General features: G+C 43.1%; 17 protein-coding genes and 9 tRNA genes. 5 read left to right on the forward strand and 21 right to left on the reverse strand.

Annotated elements, in window-relative coordinates; translation table 11 throughout:
• Window positions 1-172: 172 nt before the first annotated feature.
• From NFS43_RS23090 to NFS43_RS23135, 10 genes are all read right to left on the reverse strand, one after another.
• Window positions 173-246, reverse strand: a tRNA-Gly gene (locus tag NFS43_RS23090).
• 16 nt (window positions 247-262) lie between these two features.
• Window positions 263-339: transfer RNA gene (locus NFS43_RS23095), tRNA-Pro, on the reverse strand.
• Between the two features lie 3 nt (window positions 340-342).
• Window positions 343-419 (reverse strand) — tRNA-Arg (locus tag NFS43_RS23100).
• A 62-nt stretch (window positions 420-481) separates the two neighbouring features.
• Window positions 482-568: transfer RNA gene (locus NFS43_RS23105), tRNA-Leu, on the reverse strand.
• A gap of 60 nt (window positions 569-628) precedes the next feature.
• Window positions 629-713 (reverse strand) — tRNA-Leu (locus NFS43_RS23110).
• Window positions 714-722: 9 nt separating this feature from the next.
• Window positions 723-797, reverse strand: a tRNA-Gln gene (locus NFS43_RS23115).
• A 56-nt stretch (window positions 798-853) separates the two neighbouring features.
• Window positions 854-925 (reverse strand) — tRNA-Glu (locus NFS43_RS23120).
• 18 nt (window positions 926-943) lie between these two features.
• Window positions 944-1,034 (reverse strand) — tRNA-Ser (locus tag NFS43_RS23125).
• A gap of 4 nt (window positions 1,035-1,038) precedes the next feature.
• Window positions 1,039-1,113, reverse strand: a tRNA-Asn gene (locus NFS43_RS23130).
• Window positions 1,114-1,215: 102 nt separating this feature from the next.
• The gene (locus NFS43_RS23135; RefSeq protein WP_251555300.1) at window positions 1,216-1,686 is read right to left on the reverse strand and encodes a SprT family protein; all 471 of its coding nucleotides are present in this window, start codon (window positions 1,684-1,686) and stop codon (window positions 1,216-1,218) included.
• A 96-nt stretch (window positions 1,687-1,782) separates the two neighbouring features.
• On the opposite strand from NFS43_RS23135, the gene cmpA reads away from it, so the two are divergent.
• Window positions 1,783-1,896, forward strand: a complete 114-nt coding sequence (gene cmpA / locus NFS43_RS23140) for a cortex morphogenetic protein CmpA (RefSeq protein WP_154663445.1) — start codon at window positions 1,783-1,785, stop codon at window positions 1,894-1,896.
• A 63-nt stretch (window positions 1,897-1,959) separates the two neighbouring features.
• Here cmpA and NFS43_RS23145 read toward each other — a convergent pair whose 3' ends face one another.
• From NFS43_RS23145 to acpS, 6 genes are all read right to left on the reverse strand, one after another.
• Entirely contained in the window at window positions 1,960-4,134 is a 2,175-nt protein-coding gene (locus NFS43_RS23145; protein WP_251555301.1) for a Tex family protein, read from the reverse strand.
• Between the two features lie 316 nt (window positions 4,135-4,450).
• Window positions 4,451-4,801, reverse strand: a complete 351-nt coding sequence (locus tag NFS43_RS23150) for a type II toxin-antitoxin system PemK/MazF family toxin (RefSeq protein ID WP_042454575.1) — start codon at window positions 4,799-4,801, stop codon at window positions 4,451-4,453.
• Window positions 4,802-4,805: 4 nt separating this feature from the next.
• Entirely contained in the window at window positions 4,806-5,087 is a 282-nt protein-coding gene (locus NFS43_RS23155; protein ID WP_042454585.1) for a CopG family ribbon-helix-helix protein, read from the reverse strand.
• A 195-nt stretch (window positions 5,088-5,282) separates the two neighbouring features.
• Window positions 5,283-6,440: an alanine racemase gene (alr, locus tag NFS43_RS23160; RefSeq protein WP_251555302.1), complete on the reverse strand. Its 1,158-nt coding sequence runs from the start codon at window positions 6,438-6,440 to the stop codon at window positions 5,283-5,285.
• A 127-nt stretch (window positions 6,441-6,567) separates the two neighbouring features.
• Complete coding sequence (locus NFS43_RS23165) at window positions 6,568-7,581, reverse strand: LolA family protein (RefSeq protein ID WP_251555304.1); 1,014 nt, start codon at window positions 7,579-7,581, stop codon at window positions 6,568-6,570.
• A 155-nt stretch (window positions 7,582-7,736) separates the two neighbouring features.
• Window positions 7,737-8,093 (reverse strand): holo-ACP synthase, encoded by a 357-nt coding sequence (gene acpS / locus NFS43_RS23170; RefSeq protein WP_251555306.1) that lies wholly within the window; start codon window positions 8,091-8,093, stop codon window positions 7,737-7,739.
• 91 nt (window positions 8,094-8,184) lie between these two features.
• On the opposite strand from acpS, the gene NFS43_RS23175 reads away from it, so the two are divergent.
• Window positions 8,185-8,901 (forward strand): rhomboid family intramembrane serine protease, encoded by a 717-nt coding sequence (locus tag NFS43_RS23175; protein WP_251555307.1) that lies wholly within the window; start codon window positions 8,185-8,187, stop codon window positions 8,899-8,901.
• A gap of 120 nt (window positions 8,902-9,021) precedes the next feature.
• Here NFS43_RS23175 and cshA read toward each other — a convergent pair whose 3' ends face one another.
• The 5 genes from cshA to NFS43_RS23200 all read right to left on the reverse strand — a co-directional run bounded on the left by cshA (window position 9,022) and on the right by NFS43_RS23200 (window position 15,056).
• The gene (gene cshA / locus NFS43_RS23180; RefSeq protein WP_478354355.1) at window positions 9,022-10,509 is read right to left on the reverse strand and encodes a degradosome RNA helicase CshA; all 1,488 of its coding nucleotides are present in this window, start codon (window positions 10,507-10,509) and stop codon (window positions 9,022-9,024) included.
• 216 nt (window positions 10,510-10,725) lie between these two features.
• Window positions 10,726-11,415: an alpha/beta hydrolase gene (locus NFS43_RS23185; RefSeq protein WP_251555313.1), complete on the reverse strand. Its 690-nt coding sequence runs from the start codon at window positions 11,413-11,415 to the stop codon at window positions 10,726-10,728.
• Window positions 11,416-11,430: 15 nt separating this feature from the next.
• Window positions 11,431-12,807 carry a UDP-N-acetylmuramoyl-tripeptide--D-alanyl-D-alanine ligase gene (locus NFS43_RS23190; protein WP_251555309.1) on the reverse strand — a complete coding sequence of 459 codons (1,377 nt, stop codon included), beginning with the start codon at window positions 12,805-12,807 and terminating at the stop codon, window positions 11,431-11,433.
• A gap of 174 nt (window positions 12,808-12,981) precedes the next feature.
• Window positions 12,982-14,061 (reverse strand): D-alanine--D-alanine ligase, encoded by a 1,080-nt coding sequence (locus tag NFS43_RS23195; RefSeq protein WP_251555310.1) that lies wholly within the window; start codon window positions 14,059-14,061, stop codon window positions 12,982-12,984.
• Between the two features lie 218 nt (window positions 14,062-14,279).
• A complete protein-coding gene (locus NFS43_RS23200) occupies window positions 14,280-15,056 on the reverse strand; it encodes a hypothetical protein (RefSeq protein WP_251555314.1) in 777 nt (258 codons plus the stop codon).
• Window positions 15,057-15,340: 284 nt separating this feature from the next.
• Between NFS43_RS23200 and mgtE the strand changes: the two genes are divergently transcribed.
• The 3 genes from mgtE (at window position 15,341) to uptA (ending at window position 18,718) form a co-directional block, all read left to right on the forward strand.
• Window positions 15,341-16,699, forward strand: coding sequence for a magnesium transporter (gene mgtE, locus NFS43_RS23205; RefSeq protein ID WP_251555311.1), 1,359 nt, complete (start codon window positions 15,341-15,343; stop codon window positions 16,697-16,699).
• 131 nt (window positions 16,700-16,830) lie between these two features.
• On the forward strand, window positions 16,831-18,018 hold the full coding sequence (locus NFS43_RS23210; RefSeq protein WP_251555315.1) for an FtsW/RodA/SpoVE family cell cycle protein: 1,188 nt from the start codon (window positions 16,831-16,833) through the stop codon (window positions 18,016-18,018).
• A 106-nt stretch (window positions 18,019-18,124) separates the two neighbouring features.
• Window positions 18,125-18,718 carry an undecaprenyl phosphate transporter UptA gene (uptA, locus tag NFS43_RS23215; protein ID WP_251555312.1) on the forward strand — a complete coding sequence of 198 codons (594 nt, stop codon included), beginning with the start codon at window positions 18,125-18,127 and terminating at the stop codon, window positions 18,716-18,718.
• The last annotated feature ends 82 nt before the right edge of the window (window positions 18,719-18,800 follow it).

The following is an 18,800-nucleotide window of genomic DNA, read 5'->3' on the forward strand; positions in this document are numbered from 1 at the left end:
GCATGTATTAGGCACGCCGCCAGCGTTCGTCCTGAGCCAGGATCAAACTCTCCAAGAAAGTTGATATAGCTCATAAAGTTTAAAACGTTGGCTTCATTTCATAAGAAATGAATATTTTTTTGTTGACGTATTTGTTTGTTTAGTTTTCAAAGAGCAATAATCATAATAATAGTGGAGCGGGTGATGGGAATCGAACCCACAACAACAGCTTGGAAGGCTGTGGTTTTACCACTAAACTACACCCGCATATAAAATTGTTGCATGGTCGGGAAAACAGGATTCGAACCTGCGACCCCTTGGTCCCAAACCAAGTGCTCTACCAAGCTGAGCTATTTCCCGATATGGCGCGCCCGAAAGGAGTCGAACCCATAACCTTCTGATCCGTAGTCAGACGCTCTATCCAATTGAGCTACGGGCGCATTCATCAAAAACCAGCTTTAATATCATATCATCCGCAAATCGGTTTGTCAATAACTTTTTTTGGTGCGGCCGAGAGGACTTGAACCTCCACGGTGTTGCCACCACTAGGCCCTCAACCTAGCGCGTCTGCCGATTCCGCCACGACCGCATTAATTAGCAACAGATACAATCATATCAAATTTCCTTGATTGTTTCAACAGGTAATTTTTGGTGCGGGTGAAAGGAGTCGAACCCCCACGCCGTAAGGCGCCAGATCCTAAGTCTGGTGCGTCTGCCAATTCCGCCACACCCGCATATAAAAATGGCTGGGCTAGCAGGATTCGAACCTACGAATGACGGAGTCAAAGTCCGTTGCCTTACCGCTTGGCTATAGCCCAATAAAGTTTTACAAGAGAAGAAACAGGAAATGAAAAAATTCATTCCCCATCCCTGATGACCCCTACGGGATTCGAACCCGTGTTACCGCCGTGAAAGGGCGGTGTCTTAACCGCTTGACCAAGGGGCCTTACAATTGAATTTGATATGGCGGAGAAGGAGGGATTTGAACCCTCGCGCCGCTCACGCGACCTACACCCTTAGCAGGGGCGCCTCTTCAGCCTCTTGAGTACTTCCCCATAATGGCTCCGCAGGTAGGATTCGAACCTACGACCGATCGGTTAACAGCCGATAGCTCTACCACTGAGCTACTGCGGAATAAAATGAATCAGCAAGGCCACCACCTTGTCGACTCTTTACATTATAATAACCTCCGTTAGGAAAGTCAACACGATTTTTTAAGTAAATAATTGTAAGTCGTTACACAAAATATTCTTTTACCATCACTAATTTGCCTCGGCATTTCCCGCAAACAAACCGGCTTGTATCCATCTTCCTTTTTCTTTTATAAGCGAGGTTACAACTTTCACATTTATATAATAGGATTTTTGAAGCCCTTCGTTTGCGCTTTTGCTCAGGAAGCTGGTTACAATACCTGGGAGCCTCCACTTTTTTTAATAAAGCTTTAAAATCTGCATCCCGATGCTGATAGCCCCTCCCTTCAAGATGAAGATGATAATGGCATAATTCATGTTTGATGATGCCGATTAATTCGTCCTTCCCCAGCTGTTCTAAGTATTTTCTATTAATTTCGATATGATGGCTGCCTAGGAGATATCTTCCCCCTGTAGTCTTTAATCTGGAATTAAAAATAGCTTTATGCTTAAAGGGCTTGCCAAATAGGTCGATCGATATCCTCTCGACCAGCCGCTGCAGTTCATTATTCTCCATATTTCCCTTCCCCGCTTTCTAGGCGAACGTGACAACCTATTATAGCATATATTGTTTATACCCTTACGATTCATATCCTTATGGGGAGGTTTCGTTATGCCAACATGGTTTCAAAACCAAATGAAAAGAGCCTTTTACGAGAAAAATCTCTATCAAATAAAAATGCTGAACCAATGCTGGTTTTTTTACAGAAAAAAACACTGCTCATAGAAAAGCCGAAGCGCCTTGATCAGGCGCTGCAGCTGGACCAATCTAGGCAGCAGTGTTTTCTATTTACTCAGTCGGCGGCAGCATGGTTAAGGCTACCCGGCCTTTTTTCATATCTACAGAGTCCACCCAAACGGTTACGACATCCCCGACCGACACAACGTCTAATGGATGTTTGACGAATCTTTTGCTCAATTTCGAAATATGGACCAAACCATCCTGTTTTACGCCGATATCTACAAAAGCCCCAAAATCAACGACATTCCGGACCGTGCCCTGCAATTCCATTCCCGCCTTCAAGTCTTCCAGCTTTAAGACATCCTTCTTTAAAAGCGGACGCGGCAGTTCATCACGGGGGTCACGCTCCGGCCTTACCAAGGCATCCACTATATCCTTTAAGGTCAATTCGCCAATGGACAATTCAGCAGAAACTGCTTTTAAATTAAGAGCATTCAAGGCAGCTTTTAAGTCTTCCGTCCCCAAATCTTTTGCTGTGAAACCAAGGTTTGATAATAATTTTTTGACTTCCTCATAGTTTTCCGGATGAATCGCTGTACGGTCGAGCGGCTGTTTTCCATCCAACACCCGCAGGAATCCAATCGCCTGTTCATAGGTTTTCGCCCCAAGTCTAGGGACTTTCTTTAACTGCGACCGACTAGTGAATTTCCCTTCCTCTTCCCGCATTTTGACAATATTGTTCGCCGCTGTCTTGGTGAGACCGGCAACATACTGCAAGAGGGATGACGAAGCGGTGTTTACGTTCACGCCGACCTGGTTAACCGCTGTTTCGACAACGAAGTGGAGCGATTCAGAAAGCCGCTTTTGCGAGACATCATGCTGATATTGGCCAACGCCTACTGATTTAGGGTCTATTTTTACGAGTTCAGCCAGTGGGTCCTGCAAGCGGCGGGCGATGGATACCGCACTTCTCTCTTCAACGTGCAGGTTCGGGAATTCTTCCCTTGCCAAGTCAGAAGCAGAGTATACGCTGGCACCTGCCTCATTGACAATTAAATAATATATTTCTTCATCCATTTCTTTTAATATGTCTGCCACAAACTGTTCTGTTTCCCGTGACGCTGTTCCGTTTCCGATTGCCGCCATTTCTACTTTATACTCACGGAGAATATGGATAAACTTCTCTCTTGCTTGTTTAGTTTTGGACACAGGAGGATGCGGATAAATGACATCAATTTTTAAAACCTTTCCTGTTTCATCCACGACGGCCAGCTTGCAGCCTGTCCGATAAGCCGGATCGACACCGATAACCACTTTGCCTTTTAATGGAGGCTGCAACAGCAAATTTCGCAGGTTTTCTGAGAAAATATGTATCGCCTGCTCCTCTGCTTTTTCGGTCAGTTCATTGCGAATTTCTCGTTCAATCGAGGGCTGGATTAATCTTTTATAGCCGTCTTCAATTGCTTCCGATACGATCGGAGCCGCAGGGGATTGATCCTTGGCAATCCATTTTTTTGCTAGATAGTTAACCGCCGTATCCGCATTTACCTTTACGGATACCCGCAAGATGTCTTCCTTTTCCCCGCGGTTTAACGCTAAAATCCGATGGGGAACAATTTTGCTGACGGGTTCTTCGTATTCATAATACATTTCATAGACGTTTTTCTCGTCTTTTTCCGCTTCTTTTACGACGGATACAACAGCACCTGTTTTGAATGTTTGCTGGCGGATCCATTTGCGGCCTTCAGCATCATCGGAAACCATTTCGGCGATAATGTCTTTTCCGCCTGCAATGACATCTTCAATGGTAAATACTTCTTTTTCTTCTGATAAAAATTCCTTTGCCTTCTCTGCAGGTTTTTCGGCGGAAAACGCAAGCAGCCATTCGGCATAGGGTTCCAGGCCTTTTTCTTTTGCAACAGTTGCTTTTGTCCGGCGTTTTTGTTTATAAGGACGGTAGAGATCCTCGACTTCTTGGAGCTTTTCCGCTTTTGTGATGCTGTACTTGAGTTCCTCGGTTAGTTTGCCTTGCTCTTCAATAATCCGAAGCACTTCTTCTTTTCTTTGTTCAAGGTTTTGGATATATTGCCATCGCTCCTGGATATCGCGAATTTGCACTTCATCAAGCGCGCCGGTCATTTCCTTGCGGTATCGGGCAATAAATGGAACGGTATTTCCATCGTTTAGTAACCCAATCACGTTTTTAACTTGTTTATATGTCACTGATAGTTCAGCTGCAATTTTGCTTAATAATTGGTCATCTTTCACTAATGTTTCTATCACAATATTCCTCCTATACTTTTCCCTTATTGTATCAAACTATCTTAGAAGTTTTCATTGATGCAATAGCTCTATTTTTAGTAATAAGGATTGCCGGTTTCTGCTTTGTCCGACTAATGAATGACTATTTTCCTTTTATCCTGCCGCTTTTGGGCCTTCATTCGCTTGATGAATGACCGATTTCTCTTCTGGCCGTCTCACGCGGGCTTTCATCCAAATTTTTTATTAAAAAAAATAAAAGCAAGCTGACAGGAGCTTGCCTTTTGGTCATATGGGCAGATATGTATGAAAACACGCTCTTTGCCAAGAGCGTGTTTATTTAAAATTCGATGAGACCTAAACTCACTTGCAAGGCTTCATCCACTCTCTCCATCATTTCGTCATCGAGATGGGTGATCTTATCGGTTAATCGCTGTTTATCAATTGTACGAATCTGCTCTAACAGAATGACTGAATCCCGTTCAAACCCGTAGCGCTTCGCATCAATTTCAACATGAGTAGGGAGCTTTGCTTTTTGAATTTGCGCTGTAATCGCTGCAATGATCACTGTGGGACTAAACCGATTCCCGATGTCGTTTTGGATGACAAGTACTGGCCGGACACCGCCTTGTTCAGAACCAACAACTGGGGATAGGTCCGCAAAATAGACGTCACCACGCTTGACAATCAAAGGATTATCCTCCGCTTACAAGACGTTCCACAGTATGCTCTGCCTCATACTCCGCTTGAAATGATTCTGATGCAATCCTTAAATTGATCTTCGCCATTTCCATGTATCCACGTCTCATGGACTCGCGAATCTGTCTCTTTTTTCGTTCGCGTAAATACATTTTGGTTGCTTGGTAGATAAATTCACTTCGGTTGACATTCTCTTGTTTAACGAATCCATCTAATTCTGTTACAAGATGTTGCGGTAATTTCACTAAAATTTCCGTAGTTGCGCTGGGTTCAGACACAAACATACACCTCCACCATCACTACACACCAATTTTTTATCTATACCATTTTTAATAATAACACCAATCAAGCCCATTTTCTACACTAATTATCATTCCTATTGTATTATAAGCCAACAAAACATCCTTTTATGCACCAAATCCACCGCAATATCATAAATATGTTGAAAATTTACAGTTTAGGTCTTTCCACATTTATAAAAGATAATTTTTTATCTCGACAATTTTTCCGCCTCTTTTATAGAGCCTTGGAATGCGGCTGGCAATCATGCAAACCACCTCATAATTAATCGTGTCGAGCTTTGCGGCAATTTCATTCACGGAAATCCTCTGATCGCCTTGTTTGCCGATTAACGTTACCTCCGAACCAATTGGAACTTCCTCCTCAAGACGAACCATGCATTGGTCCATACAAATTCTTCCGACAATCTCTGAGCGCTTGCCGTTAACCAGCACTTCCTGGCCCTGAAGTTTTCGGATCCAGCCGTCCGCATAGCCGATTGGGATCGTGCCAATCCACTCATTCCCCTTACTTTCATAGGTGGCCCCGTAACTGACCTTATCCCCCTTATGAAGCTGCTTTACATGGACAAGCCGTGTTCGAAGTGAGAACGCCTCCTGTAACGGGAAGGGGATTTCTGTTTCCATTTCAGGCGATGGCGTTAATCCGTACATGGCAATCCCAAGCCGCACCGCATTAAAATAAGCCTTAGGAAACCTGATGGCCGCGGCACTGTTGCTGGAATGGATATATCTTGGCCGCCTGGCTAAGGAGCTGACCATCTCCTCAAATTTAGAGAATTGCTGATTGAAATAGGCTGTATCCAATTCGTCGGCAGTTGCAAAATGAGTGAAGATGCCCTCAAATTCAAACCGCTCATCCTTCTCAATCAATTGTTCAACATCGTGCAATTCCGCCTTGTCGCGGACCCCAATCCGTCCCATGCCTGTATCGGCTTTGATATGAACTTTAAGCCTGTCCTGTGAGCTTAAGAGGCTCTTGGCTTCCTGCAGCCAATCTATTTGAAATACCGATAAGGTAATATTCATTTTCGCTGCTATCTTTGCATCCATCGGCCTTGAGGCGCCAAGTATTAAAATGGGAGCGGTTATTCCTTTCTGTCTTAGGGCAATCGCCTCATCCAAAAAGGCAACCGCCAAATACCCGGCTCCAGCCTCCAATGCTGTGTTCGCTACTTGCACATCTCCGTGGCCATAGGCATTGGCCTTGACCACCGCAAAAATATCCACATCATTTGGCAGCCTGTTTTTTATCGACATGATATTCTCCGAGATACAATCTAAATCAATTTCTGCCCATGTATCCCGAAAGAAATACCCTTCGTTTTCCATGATTCCACTTCCTATAGAAAAAAGTAACTGACGGCTTTTATTTTACCATATTCACAATCAGGATGCTTTTTACAACCTAATTGGCAGAAAAAAACAGGCCCTATGAAAGGGACCTGTTGGATGGCTGTTATTTTACGGCTTCCTCTTGGACGGATTTAGCGACTTCAACCATTTCCTCTTTCGTTAAATCTTTAGAGGCAATCATGTAATCGACCCCATCCTGTGACCACGTGAGAGAATGATCCGAGATGGCCCCGATCGTAATGCCAAGATCCACAAGGTCTCCCTCTACGTAAGTCGGACTGGTGGATGCCGCTTTGGCGTTTACCTTCTCCTGCACAAGCGTAAATGATTTCTTGCCATCATATGTGAGAACGACTCGCTTGCCATCTTCAATCTTGACTTCTTTTTCTCCAATCAGCTTCGTTCCTTCGATTTCTGCTGTTGGATATTTCACGGTGAACGCCGGGTCCCCACTATTCGCCATGGCAGGCAGGCCAAGCTGGGCACGAGTCATATTCTTTTTCATATCAAAATCGTTGTTGTCCAGGCTCGCATTAAATTTTACATCGGAGAACTCAACGGTCACTAGCGCGTTACGGTCTGTGTCCATCACTTTCACCACGGCCGGGGATAAATCTTTTTTGTTCAGTTTAATCTCCTGGATGGGAAGCATACTATTATTTTGATAGCGGGTTTTGGTCTCAAAAATATAATAATCCTTTGTGCTGGAGAATTTGGCCTCTTTATCGGACGCGATATCTTTGATTAACGATTCGTACAAATAAGCTTGGCTGCTATTTTGCGGCCAATCGCTTTGGAACCGGAAGCTCTTATTGAGAGCAGGCGTCAAGACAAAGACCCCTTCATTGTTCCTTAGAATCATCTGGCTCTGGTCTTTTTCGGCATTTTTCAAATTGACCCGATAAAAAGTTGGATCCTTGTGCCAGATTTCCACTTCATATACCTGTGAGTCCGATCCCATTTTTAAGGTCATTTTGGCATTTGCTTTATAGCTTGTTAAATCATCGAGTTTTCCCTCTAACTCCTTCACCACATCTTCTTGTGATTTAGAGCCGCAGGCAGCCAGTACAAAGATGACCATCAGCCCTGTTATGATCCATACGAACTTTTTCCTCATTCCTTCAACCCCTTCTTGTCTCATTTCATTTAAGTTTTGAGAAGAGAAAGGCAGGGATCAGGGTTTATATGACCATAGCTGACCTTGTCTCTCCTTTTTCCCTATGAATATATGAGACAACCTTAGGGTTTATGATAAGAGAAAAGCCAAGCTGTCTAAAAATCTTCCCTCTCGATAATCACATGGGCTACGGCATAATCCCGGCTGTGCGAGATAGATAGGTGAGTGAGACCCTCAGGTTTCACAAAAAACGGCTTTCCGTACGAGTCATTGACAATTTCGATATCTAAAAATGACAGTTCTTTTCCTATACCGGTTCCCGCCGCTTTTGAATAAGCCTCTTTTGCGGCAAATCTTCCTGCTAAAAATTCAGCCTGCCGATTGGGTGTCAGCCCAGCAAATTTTTGTTTCTCATTAGGGGTAAGCACCCGATCTGCAAATTTCGGCTGTTTTTGCAGCAAACGTTTAATTCTGGAGATTTCAATAATATCGGTACCAATCCCTTTGATCACAACGAATCTTCCTTCTATATAAAAATTTGTCCGCATAATAGTGTACAAGAATGAAATACAGTCTATGATGATGTTGAGAGGAGGTTTTATGATGTTTACCAGAACAGAAAGCTTTCGTGAATTTATACGCTTTTACCCCGTCGTCTCGATGATTGCCGCTATTCATGTTGTCCTGTACCTATTCACCATTTTACCAGTATTTCCAAACTATTGGTTCTTTGAAAACCTTTCTGGCGTAAATCTTTACATTATGGAAGGTGAATTTTGGAGACTGATTACGCCGATTTTTATGCATAGTGGTTTTTCTCATATGCTGTTTAATAGTTTTTCCCTTATCTTGTTTGGGCCGCCCTTGGAGCGGCTGCTGGGCGGCGGCCGCTTTTTATTAGTTTATCTTGTTTCTGGATTCATCGCCAACGCCGCCACCTTGTTACTCGAACCGTTAACATATACGCATGTAGGTTCCAGCGGCGCGATTTTTGGATTGTTCGGTTTTTATTTGGCGATGATCCTATTCCGCAAGCATCTGCTTTCTAAGCAAAACTCACAAATTATCCTGACCCTTTGCGCCATTAGCTTGATTATGACATTTCTGGAGCCAAATATTAATATTACTGCCCATATCTTTGGTCTGCTTGGCGGTTTTTTGCTGGGGGCAGTTCCTTATTATAAAAAAATGGATTTAACAAGTACGGTAAAAGGTGTATCCAGCTGGGCAAAAGGGCGAAAACCTCTCCCGCCTGTTAAAATCTTCATCTGGGGGTTCATTATCCTAGCCGCTATTATTGGGATGATCGCCCGATTTTAAAAGCCAGCAAGATTCCTCTTATTTTTATTTGCGAATCTGCCTAGTTTATTTGCGAATTTTAAAATTGCCTCATAAAAAAGAGCATGGATACGCTATTGATCCATGCTCTTCGTTTATCGATTAATGATTAAAACTTCTAGGTTTGGAGGATTTTCCACCCGTTCTTTTGTCTCCGGTCCGAGAGGATTTTACTGGCGCCTTTTTACGTCGGTCAGAATTATATCCGCCACGGGAATCATCTCTGCGGCGGCGGTCGCCTCGGTCATACGGCTTTCTTTCTCTCTTCTGCGGAAGCGGAGCCTCTTCAGTCAATTTGACAGGAGTCGTATCCGGCTCTTTTGTCAGCATCTTTAATACCGCAGCAACCACAGTTGAAGCGTCATTCGCTTCCAACAGTTCATCCGCTGCTGCTTTGTAATATTGCAGATTGTTGGATTCGATCGTTTGCAGGATCTTATCGACTACAGCGCGCTGTTGTCCTTCCAGAGCCTCATCAAGGGTTGGCGGCTTCATCCGCTCCATTTTGCGTTTCGTTGTTTTCTCAACAATACCCAAATACGGTTTTTCCCTTGGGGTAATAAACGTCAAGGCTACACCTTGTTTTCCGGCACGGCCAGTACGGCCAATCCGGTGGACATAGCTTTCTGGATCCTGTGGAATATCAAAGTTGTATACATGCGTAACGCCAGAAATATCAAGACCCCTTGCTGCAACGTCTGTTGCAACCAAGACATCAATATTTCCTTCTTTAAACTTGCGCAGTACAGAAAGACGCTTGGCCTGACTTAAATCACCATGGATGCCTTCTGCTGTATAGCCGCGTAAATTCAATGCTTCTGATAATTCATCAACCCGGCGCTTAGTTCTGCCGAATACGATCGCCAATTCTGGCGCTTGAATATCGAGAAGTCTTGTTAAAACATCAAATTTGTTCCGTTCCTGAACCTCAATGTAGTATTGCTCGATCAAAGGAACCGTCATTTCTTTTGCTTTAACACGGACAACGGTCGGATTCTTCATGAACTTTTCTGCAATGCGCTGAATCGGGCCAGGCATCGTTGCTGAGAATAGCAAAGTCTGCCGCTCTTCAGGAGTTTCCGCTAAGATAGCTTCAATGTCTTCAATGAAGCCCATGTTAAGCATTTCATCCGCTTCGTCTAGAATGACCGTATTAACATGATCCAGACGGAGTGTCTTGCGGTTGATATGGTCAAGAACTCGTCCTGGTGTTCCTACAATGATATGCGGAGCCTTCTTTAATGACCGAATTTGACGGCCAATGTCCTGTCCGCCATAAATTGGCAGCACCCTAACTCTTTTTCCTGCTCCAATTTTATAAAGCTCTTCTGACACTTGGATTGCCAGCTCACGGGTAGGGGCAATAATAATTCCTTGAATGGATTCTGATTTTGTATCCACTTTTTCCACCAATGGAATTCCAAAAGCAGCGGTTTTCCCTGTTCCTGTTTGAGCCTGCCCAATGACGTCTTTATTTTCCATGCTTAACGGTATGGTTTCCGCCTGAATAGGTGTTGCTTCTTCAAAACCCATTTTCAGGACAGCCTTTAGCGTCGCCTGGCCTATACCTAAATCTTCAAACTTCGTCAATGTATTCATTCTCCTTCATCTATTATAAAAATATTTTTATTAATTAGCGTCGAATCTATTCTCCGATAAGATTAAAATTGATATCTTTATTTTACCAAAAAAAAGACATTCTCCAAAGGAGTATGCCCTTAATCCATCAATCTTTAGACACATTGGTAATAATATTAACATTAACATAACCAGATTGCAATTTTATCCTGCCTTGATTCCCTGTTTTTAATCTTTCTGCAAGAATTTAAAAACCCGTGAAAATAGCACCTCTTTTTCGTCACAATAACAAATATGATGTTTCGAATTTCTGATAAAGCTGAGTTCTTTCTTGTTCGAACCAATTGTCCGGTAGAGATACTCCGCACTTTTCGGCGGCACAATTCCATCCGATTCCCCTTGTGCAATAAACACTGGGGAGGAAATGATTGGCAACAGCGGCTTGACGGAAGAAACCAGCTTACGAAATTCAAAAACCGCACTCATCGGTGTTTCTATGACTTTTTTCCTATAGCGGAAAAATAATTTATTTTCCGCTAATTGGCCGCCAATCAGGTCCTTCATGATTTTTCTAACATCCTCTGCAAGCTGGCGTGGATGGATATAATAAGCTGCCGCACTTAACAAGACCAGCTTGTCCACCTGATAGCTGGCAGCAAGAAAACTGGCAATCATTCCGCCCATTGAAAAACCGATGACATACACCTTATCACATATTTCCATCAGGCCTTTTAGCTCCTCTTCTGCTGAATCCATCCACTGTTGATAACGGATTCCTTTTAAAGACAGGGTTTCTCCGTGCCCCGGCAGGGTCGGAACGCGGAACACCCAATCTGTCCGTTCCTGCAAATAGGTAACAAGCGGTTCCACTTCATACGGGGCACCGGTAAAGCCGTGAAGGCATAAACAGCCAATCATGGTCGCAGCCACCTGTTATTTTTGCAACGCCTTTACAATTTCCTCAAGCTTCATCCCGCGGGATGCCTTAACCAAAACAAGTGTGTTATCGCTTAGGTGCGGCTCTAGCTCTTTAATCAAGCTTTGTTTGTCGGTGAAGGCAAACACCCTTTGCTCCCCTAATCGCTTCGCTGCACCTTTGGCAATCTGCTTGCCGAGCGTTCCGTAAGTAAACACCAAATCGATTTTATCAGGATGCAGGTTTTCTCCCACTTGCAGATGGTATTGTTCCTCTTGCGGACCTAGTTCAAGCATGTCCCCAAGCACGAGGATTCTTCGGTCATACCCCTGCAGGTTAGCGACTAATTCTATGGCCGCCATGACAGAAGTCGGACTGGCATTGTACGCATCGTTGATAATTTTTTCACCATGGCGCCCTTCAACGAGCTCCATCCGCATATTGGTGAGCTTGATCCCCTTAAGCCCCCTATTCAATTCTTCATATGGAATGGAGAAATATCGGGCAATCAACATAGAAGCGAGTGCATTCATAATATTGTGCGTCCCTAAAACCGGCAGCTCAAACTCTATGTCGGAGGCATTGATTTTAAACTGGCTTCCCTGCTGCAGCTGGGTAATTTCAGTTGGATATAAGTCATTTGTTTCATTTCGGCCAAACGTTTGGACCTCAACATTCCTTTTAAACTGATGAATCCGCTCCATTAATAATGGTTCATCACCGTGAAGGACCGCCAGACCGCCATCTTTTAAACCTTGGAGAATTTCCAGCTTCGCTTCAGCAATTGCCTCTCTGGAACCAAGATCTAGAAGATGGGATTCACCGATATTCGTAATGACAACGGCATCCGGACAGGCTAATTTGGTGAGAAATTCAATTTCTCCTCTTCCGCTCATGCCCATTTCCAAAACAGCTACCTCGGTATCTTCTTTAAGACTTAACACGGTTAATGGAAGGCCAATATGATTATTAAAATTGCCTTCGGTTTTTTGAACCTTATATTTTAAGGACAACAATGCTGCCGTCATGTCCTTCGCAGTCGTTTTTCCATTGCTTCCTGTAATCCCGACAACGCGGATTGGCAATTCTTTTCGATATTGGCGGGCAAGCTCCTGCAGGGCCTTAAGGCAGTCATCAACGATAAGAATGGGCAAATCCTGCGGCGGATTTGGGACATCTTTTTGCCAAAGTGCGGCTGCAGCACCTTTTTTGATGGACTCCACTACGTATTTATGACCGTCCACATGCTCTCCAATTAACGGAACAAACAAGTTTCCTGCCGCTATTTTTCGGGAATCTATCGTAACTCCCTCGATATTGACGCCCGCAAACGGGGTCATATCGTTTCTTGCAGAAACGGTTTCTGCTACCACTTTTAATGATCGTTTTATCATGTTTTCCTCCTTAACTTATTTTTTGCGATTCTTTGGGGCAGCGGAGCTTTGCCTTCCGTTAAGCATGATACAGAAAACGGACACGGCCAAAATACCGGCCAATTCGTTCCTTTTTTGCCAGCCCAGGCGAGAATAGAATTGGTTTTGCCTTAAGCGAAGAACGTACCGCTTTTGTTAAAATGTATACTTGATTTGCTGTTTTTCAGCATGCCTCTCTTTTGCCAATTGAACCAGACGCTCGATTAGCTGCGGGTATTCTACACCAGTGTGTTTCCACAATAGCGGGAACATACTAAACGGCGTAAAACCTGGCATCGTATTTACCTCGTTAATTAACGCTCTTCCGTCCTTCGTTAAGAAGAAATCCGCACGAACCAGCCCTGAGCAATCCAATGCCTTAAAAGCGCGAATCGCCATGTCCTTGATTTGCTGGTATTCTTCTTCTGTTAGATCAGCAGGTATGATGAGCGCAGTTTCTCCATCTTCATATTTCGCCTTATAGTCATAAAAATCCTTTTTTGGAACAATTTCCCCAGCAACAGAGCATTTAGGTTCATCATTTCCCAAAACGCCTACCTCAATTTCACGGGCAACGACGCCTTCTTCAATAATGATTTTACGGTCGAATTGGAAGGCTTCTGCAAAGGCTGTTTCTAATTCTTGACGATCGCGGCATTTGCTGATGCCTACACTGGAGCCAAGATTAGCCGGCTTAACAAAGCAAGGATAGCCGAGTTCTTCTTCCACCTTGGCATAAGCGGCCTCTTTTTCTTTTTCCCACTCACTTTTGATAAATGCTACATAGTCAACTTGCGCCAGGCCTGCCTGGGCAAAAATATTTTTCATGATGACTTTATCCATGCCGGCAGCTGAAGCCAAAACTCCATTGCCCACATAGGGGAGATTCAATAATTCTAATAAACCTTGAACCGTTCCATCTTCCCCGTTAGGCCCATGCAGGAGCGGAAAAATGACATCAAAGGCAGCGTCATCCTGTTGATCCTTTTGGAAAACGTTAGGAGCTAAAACGGCAGGTGCTGTTTCGTTCCCTGCAGCAAACTCCAGTTGTTTGACCGTTTCAGCCGGCTCCATTAACTGAGGCCCTTTAATCCATTGCCCTGCTTCGTTTATATAAATCGGATGGATATCAAACTTTTCAAGATCCAGTGCCTTAATAACAGCTAATGCTGTTTGTAACGAGACTTTATGCTCAGCGGATTTTCCTCCGTATAATAAACCTAGTTTTGTTTTCATGGTTAACCTCCATATACTCAATCATGTTTATTTTACCACTTTACAAAAGCAGAAAGGAAATGAGATAGATTGTTTTTTCTATTTTATGTAACAGACATCTTGTTCGAAAACAACTATGCCGGATTTATCATAGAAAATATTATCTAAGAACGCCTTCAGCCAGGGCAATTGGGCTTTTCTTATTCAAAAATAAATCTCTCCTGCACGGAGAGATTTGATTAGAAAACATTCAGCTTCCACTCTTTTGTTTTTTTATCAAAAATGAGTTTGGCATGACAGGGCTCAAGGGAAATGTCCTGATAGGCTGCATACATATCATCCATATCCGCATAGTCGCCCATAACCCAGATGGGAATTTCGATGCGGGTACGCTGCACATCGGCAGCCCGAAATGAAAAACAAATCCCTTCCTTGATAAACGGCGTCAAAGAAAGCAAGATTTCCTTATTCACCGGCGGATAAGCCCGCTTCTTCCGCAGTCCAAGGACCGATTTTTCCGGCTTCAATTCACTTAGCTTTGAAGAGATCACTTCGCTTAGCAGAGTGAAGAAATCCTTAAAGCTTCGATAGTACGTTTTATTAAACCAGCCATCATCGGTAGCCAAATACACAAACCGGTTGCCCAGCTTATTATAAAAGGGCAATTTTAAATGCTGTTTATGATGTCCCAGATACAGCAATTCCGCCATTTCCTGGCCCGTAAGTTCATTTAAAACATCTTCTTCGCTAAAATCAATCCAGCAGAAATTCCCATAGCCATAAACATCTTCCTCCGCCAATTGGGCAATCCGATCCTCCGGGCAGTATTCAAGAAGCGTATGCATATTAAAATCAGCATCATCAAAACGGTGCTTTAATAAAAGCAAATGATTTAATGTACCTGAAAAAGCCGCAGCAAACTCTTCAAATTCAATGCCATAAGATAACACATACTGGTCTGTTTGATTTAAATGGACATAGATTAAATCACGTATGTCTTGATGATGCTTCTTCACCAAACCAAACCCTCCGTTCAACCACTATATTAAAAAGTTTTTTCCAAAACCTTTGACACCTTCGTCCATACTAACTCATTTTATCAAAAAATAGCTAATAGTTTATTTCAATTCTTTTACAAATAAGCATCGAAAAGATGACTGCAAATATCACTCATAAAAAAGATACAGAGGAACATTATACACTTTATAACACATACTAATTTATAACACTTATGAAGAAGAATATTTGTCTGTCCCCATTTTTAAAAATGGCCGCACCATGTGGAAGGAGTGTGGAGTGAATGATAAAAAATATGACCGAAGATGAGATTAGTTTATCTATTATTAAATCCCTCAAGGAAAACAAACAGTCTGATTTTGAAAAAATTCTTGAAGAACTCCAGCCTTATGATGTGGCAAAAATCTATATCAGCCTTCCAGAAAAGCACAAAAGCCGGTTCCTGCTATTTTTACATTTCGATGTCTTGGCTGATCTCATGCAGGAGCTTGAAAAATCGGAACAAATTGATGTATTGAATCGGCTTGGTGCCGAAAAATCAACTAAGGTCCTGGATTTAATGGATAATGACGATTTGGCCCTGCTGCTTCACGAATTGTCTCCAACAGAGATAGAATCCCTGCTTGCAGAAATGAAAACAGAGGAGTCCAATGCCGTAAAGGACATCATGAAATATCCTCCGGAAACAGCTGGGAGAATCATGACCAACCGTTTTGTTTGGATTCGCAGCTACTATACGGTAAAGGAAGCCGTGGAGAAGCTGAAAAGCTTTGCCGATTATGCCGAATCCCTTCAATATCTTTATGTCATCGATGAAGATCGCAAGCTGGTCGGCGTTGTCTCCTACCGTGATCTGTTATTAGCAGAACCAGATGAACATATTAGCAGCGTCATGTACGAACGGGTTATTTCAGTCAAAGTCACAACAGACCAAGAGGAGGCCGCAAAAACGGTAGAACGCTATGACTTTATAGCCGTTCCAGTCGTGGACGAACAGGATTGTCTGGTGGGCATTATTACCGTTGATGATGTCATCGATGTCGTCATTAGAGAGGCCAATGAAGATATTGAAAAATTATCCGCTTCCGGAAAAGCGATTGATTTTGATACCAAAACCCTGACGGCGGCGGCAAGGCGGCTGCCGTGGCTAATTCTGTTGTTATTTATTGGACTTGTTTCCGGACAAATTATTAGCGGCTACGAAGATACCTTGAATAAAGTAGTAGCCTTGACTTTCTTTATGCCGATGATTTCCGGGATGACGGGCAACACAGGCACTCAGTCTCTCGCCGTTGTGGTTCGCGGACTCATTTCCAATGATATGAATGCTAAAGTTGCTCTCCGGTTGATCTTAAGGGAGTTTGGGGTTGGTATGACGATTGGCATTACCTGTGCGGTGTTAATTTCGATCATTGCCTTTCTCTGGCAGGGAAATTGGACACTAGGATTGGTGGTGGGCATTTCCTTATTCTTCACCTTGATTATCGGAACCCTTGCCGGCACCGTCATCCCGCTGCTTCTGTACCAGCTCAACGTAGACCCAGCGGTCGCATCCGGACCATTAATCACCACATTAAATGACATTTTTTCCTTATTCATCTACTTTGGGATTGCGAGCATGTTCTTGAGCCACTTAGTGTAGCGGAAAAGAGGTTTCTTTTAAAATTTTTGAAACCTTTCCGGGGGCAAAATCGTTTAGTAATAATAGGACATTTTTTCCCAAAATGGCTGGTCATAATCTTGGAAGACGCTGAAAAGATGGATGTGGGACAGATGAATGAACGGATGAAAAAAGCGGATCGCTTCGATTGGACGCTGACATTGCTTTTATTTCTTTTTTTCTTAATCAGCTGTGCAGCAATCTACAGTGCCCAGGGCACCGACCAATACGGCCAGAACTTCCTTGTTATGCAGGTGTTTTGGTATGCGGTTGGCACGATTATTATTCTCGTTTCCTTATTATTTGACAGCTGCCAGTACAGGAAGCTCTCATGGGTCTTTTATGGTTTTGGGCTTTTCTTGCTTATTGCCTTATACCTAGCACCAGACTCCATTGCTCCTGAACGCAACGGGGCTAAGAGCTGGTTCGTCATCGAGGGTCTCGGTTCCATTCAGCCGTCAGAATTCGTGAAAGTTTTTTTGATTTTAGCACTAAGCCGGGTTATCGTTTCCCATCATGGGAAAAACCTGGAAAAGTCCTTCCAAACCGATCTTCTGTTATTTTTAAAATTAGGAGTTGTGACGATCGTTCCGTTTGGTTTGATTATGCTTCAGCCGGACCTCGGAACAGGGTTAGTGATCATCTCCATATTTACAGGAATCATTCTCGTTTCCGGCATTTCATGGAAAATCATCCTGCCTACTTATGGCATTGGAATCTCTTTGGCCGGTTTTATCTTTTTTCTGGTATTAACGAAACCGGAAATTTTAGAAAAATATATAGGGGTTGAAACCTATCAGTTTAACCGGATTTACGCATGGCTGGATCCGCAAGGCCACGCAACGAACTCAAGCTATCACTTGATGAAATCGCTCATGGCCATTGGATCTGGGTTGATTTCAGGGAAGGGTTTTGCCAACGGCGAGGTATATATTCCCGAAGCCCATACGGACTTTATTTTCAGTGTAATTGGCGAAGAGTATGGCTTCGTCGGCGGGAGTGCTGTGATCGGCCTCTACTTTTTGCTGATTTATCATTTAATTAAAACTGCTTTGGATACGAATGATTTATTTAACTCCTATGTGTGTACGGGAATCATTAGCATGATCACCTTTCATGTATTTCAAAACATAGGAATGACGATTCAGGTTTTGCCCATCACCGGCATACCGCTCCCATTTATCAGTTATGGCGGCAGCTCGCTTATGGGGAATATGTTTGCGATGGGGCTTGTTTACAGCATGCATTATCATCATCGGAATTATTTATTTTCATCAGAGAATTCCGTTAACTCAAATTAGCAAGTCCAAAATGTCCATTTTTGGGCTAAGTACCATTTATATTTCTTTATCTGTTAAACTATTATAAACTAAGGAAAACGAATCATTACATAAGTGAAGGTGTAGCATGAGCGATTTTATTTATTCAATCTTGGAGTTCTTAGCACAGTTAGGCTATTTAGGAATTGCTCTCGGTCTAATGATTGAAATCATCCCCAGCGAAATTGTTTTAGGCTATGGCGGTTACATGATTTCATTAGGGCATATTAATTTCTTTGGAGCTATACTCGCCGGGACCATCGGCGGTACAATTGCCCAATTATTCTTGTATTGGGCTGGTTACTATGGAGGCAGACCATTTTTAGAGAAGTACGGAAAATATGTGTTCATCAAAATGAAACATATTGATGTAGCGGAGCAATGGTTCCAAAAATATGGCGCCGGCGTTATTTTTTCTGCCCGATTTATTCCCGTGGTCCGCCACGCGATTTCCATTCCTGCCGGCATTGCTAAAATGTCGCCAGTCCGCTTTACGACCTATACCGTGGCTGCTATCGTTCCTTGGACGATTCTCTTCCTTTACTTAGGAACGGTATTGGGGAAAAACTGGTCTCATATTAAAGAATATGCCGAGCCGTATGTTATGCCAATTATTATTGCTGCGATTGTCCTGATCGCCATCTATTTCTTAATAAAGCGTACTAAAAAAACCACCAATTAGGTGGTTTTCAGGCTGTCGAAAAACCTTCGACAGCTTTTATTTTATCTTTATTCTTTATTAATTCACCGCGTTAATATGATAT

The organism is Neobacillus muris (assembly GCF_943193175.1).
Lineage (GTDB): Bacteria > Bacillota > Bacilli > Bacillales > Cytobacillaceae > Neobacillus > Neobacillus muris.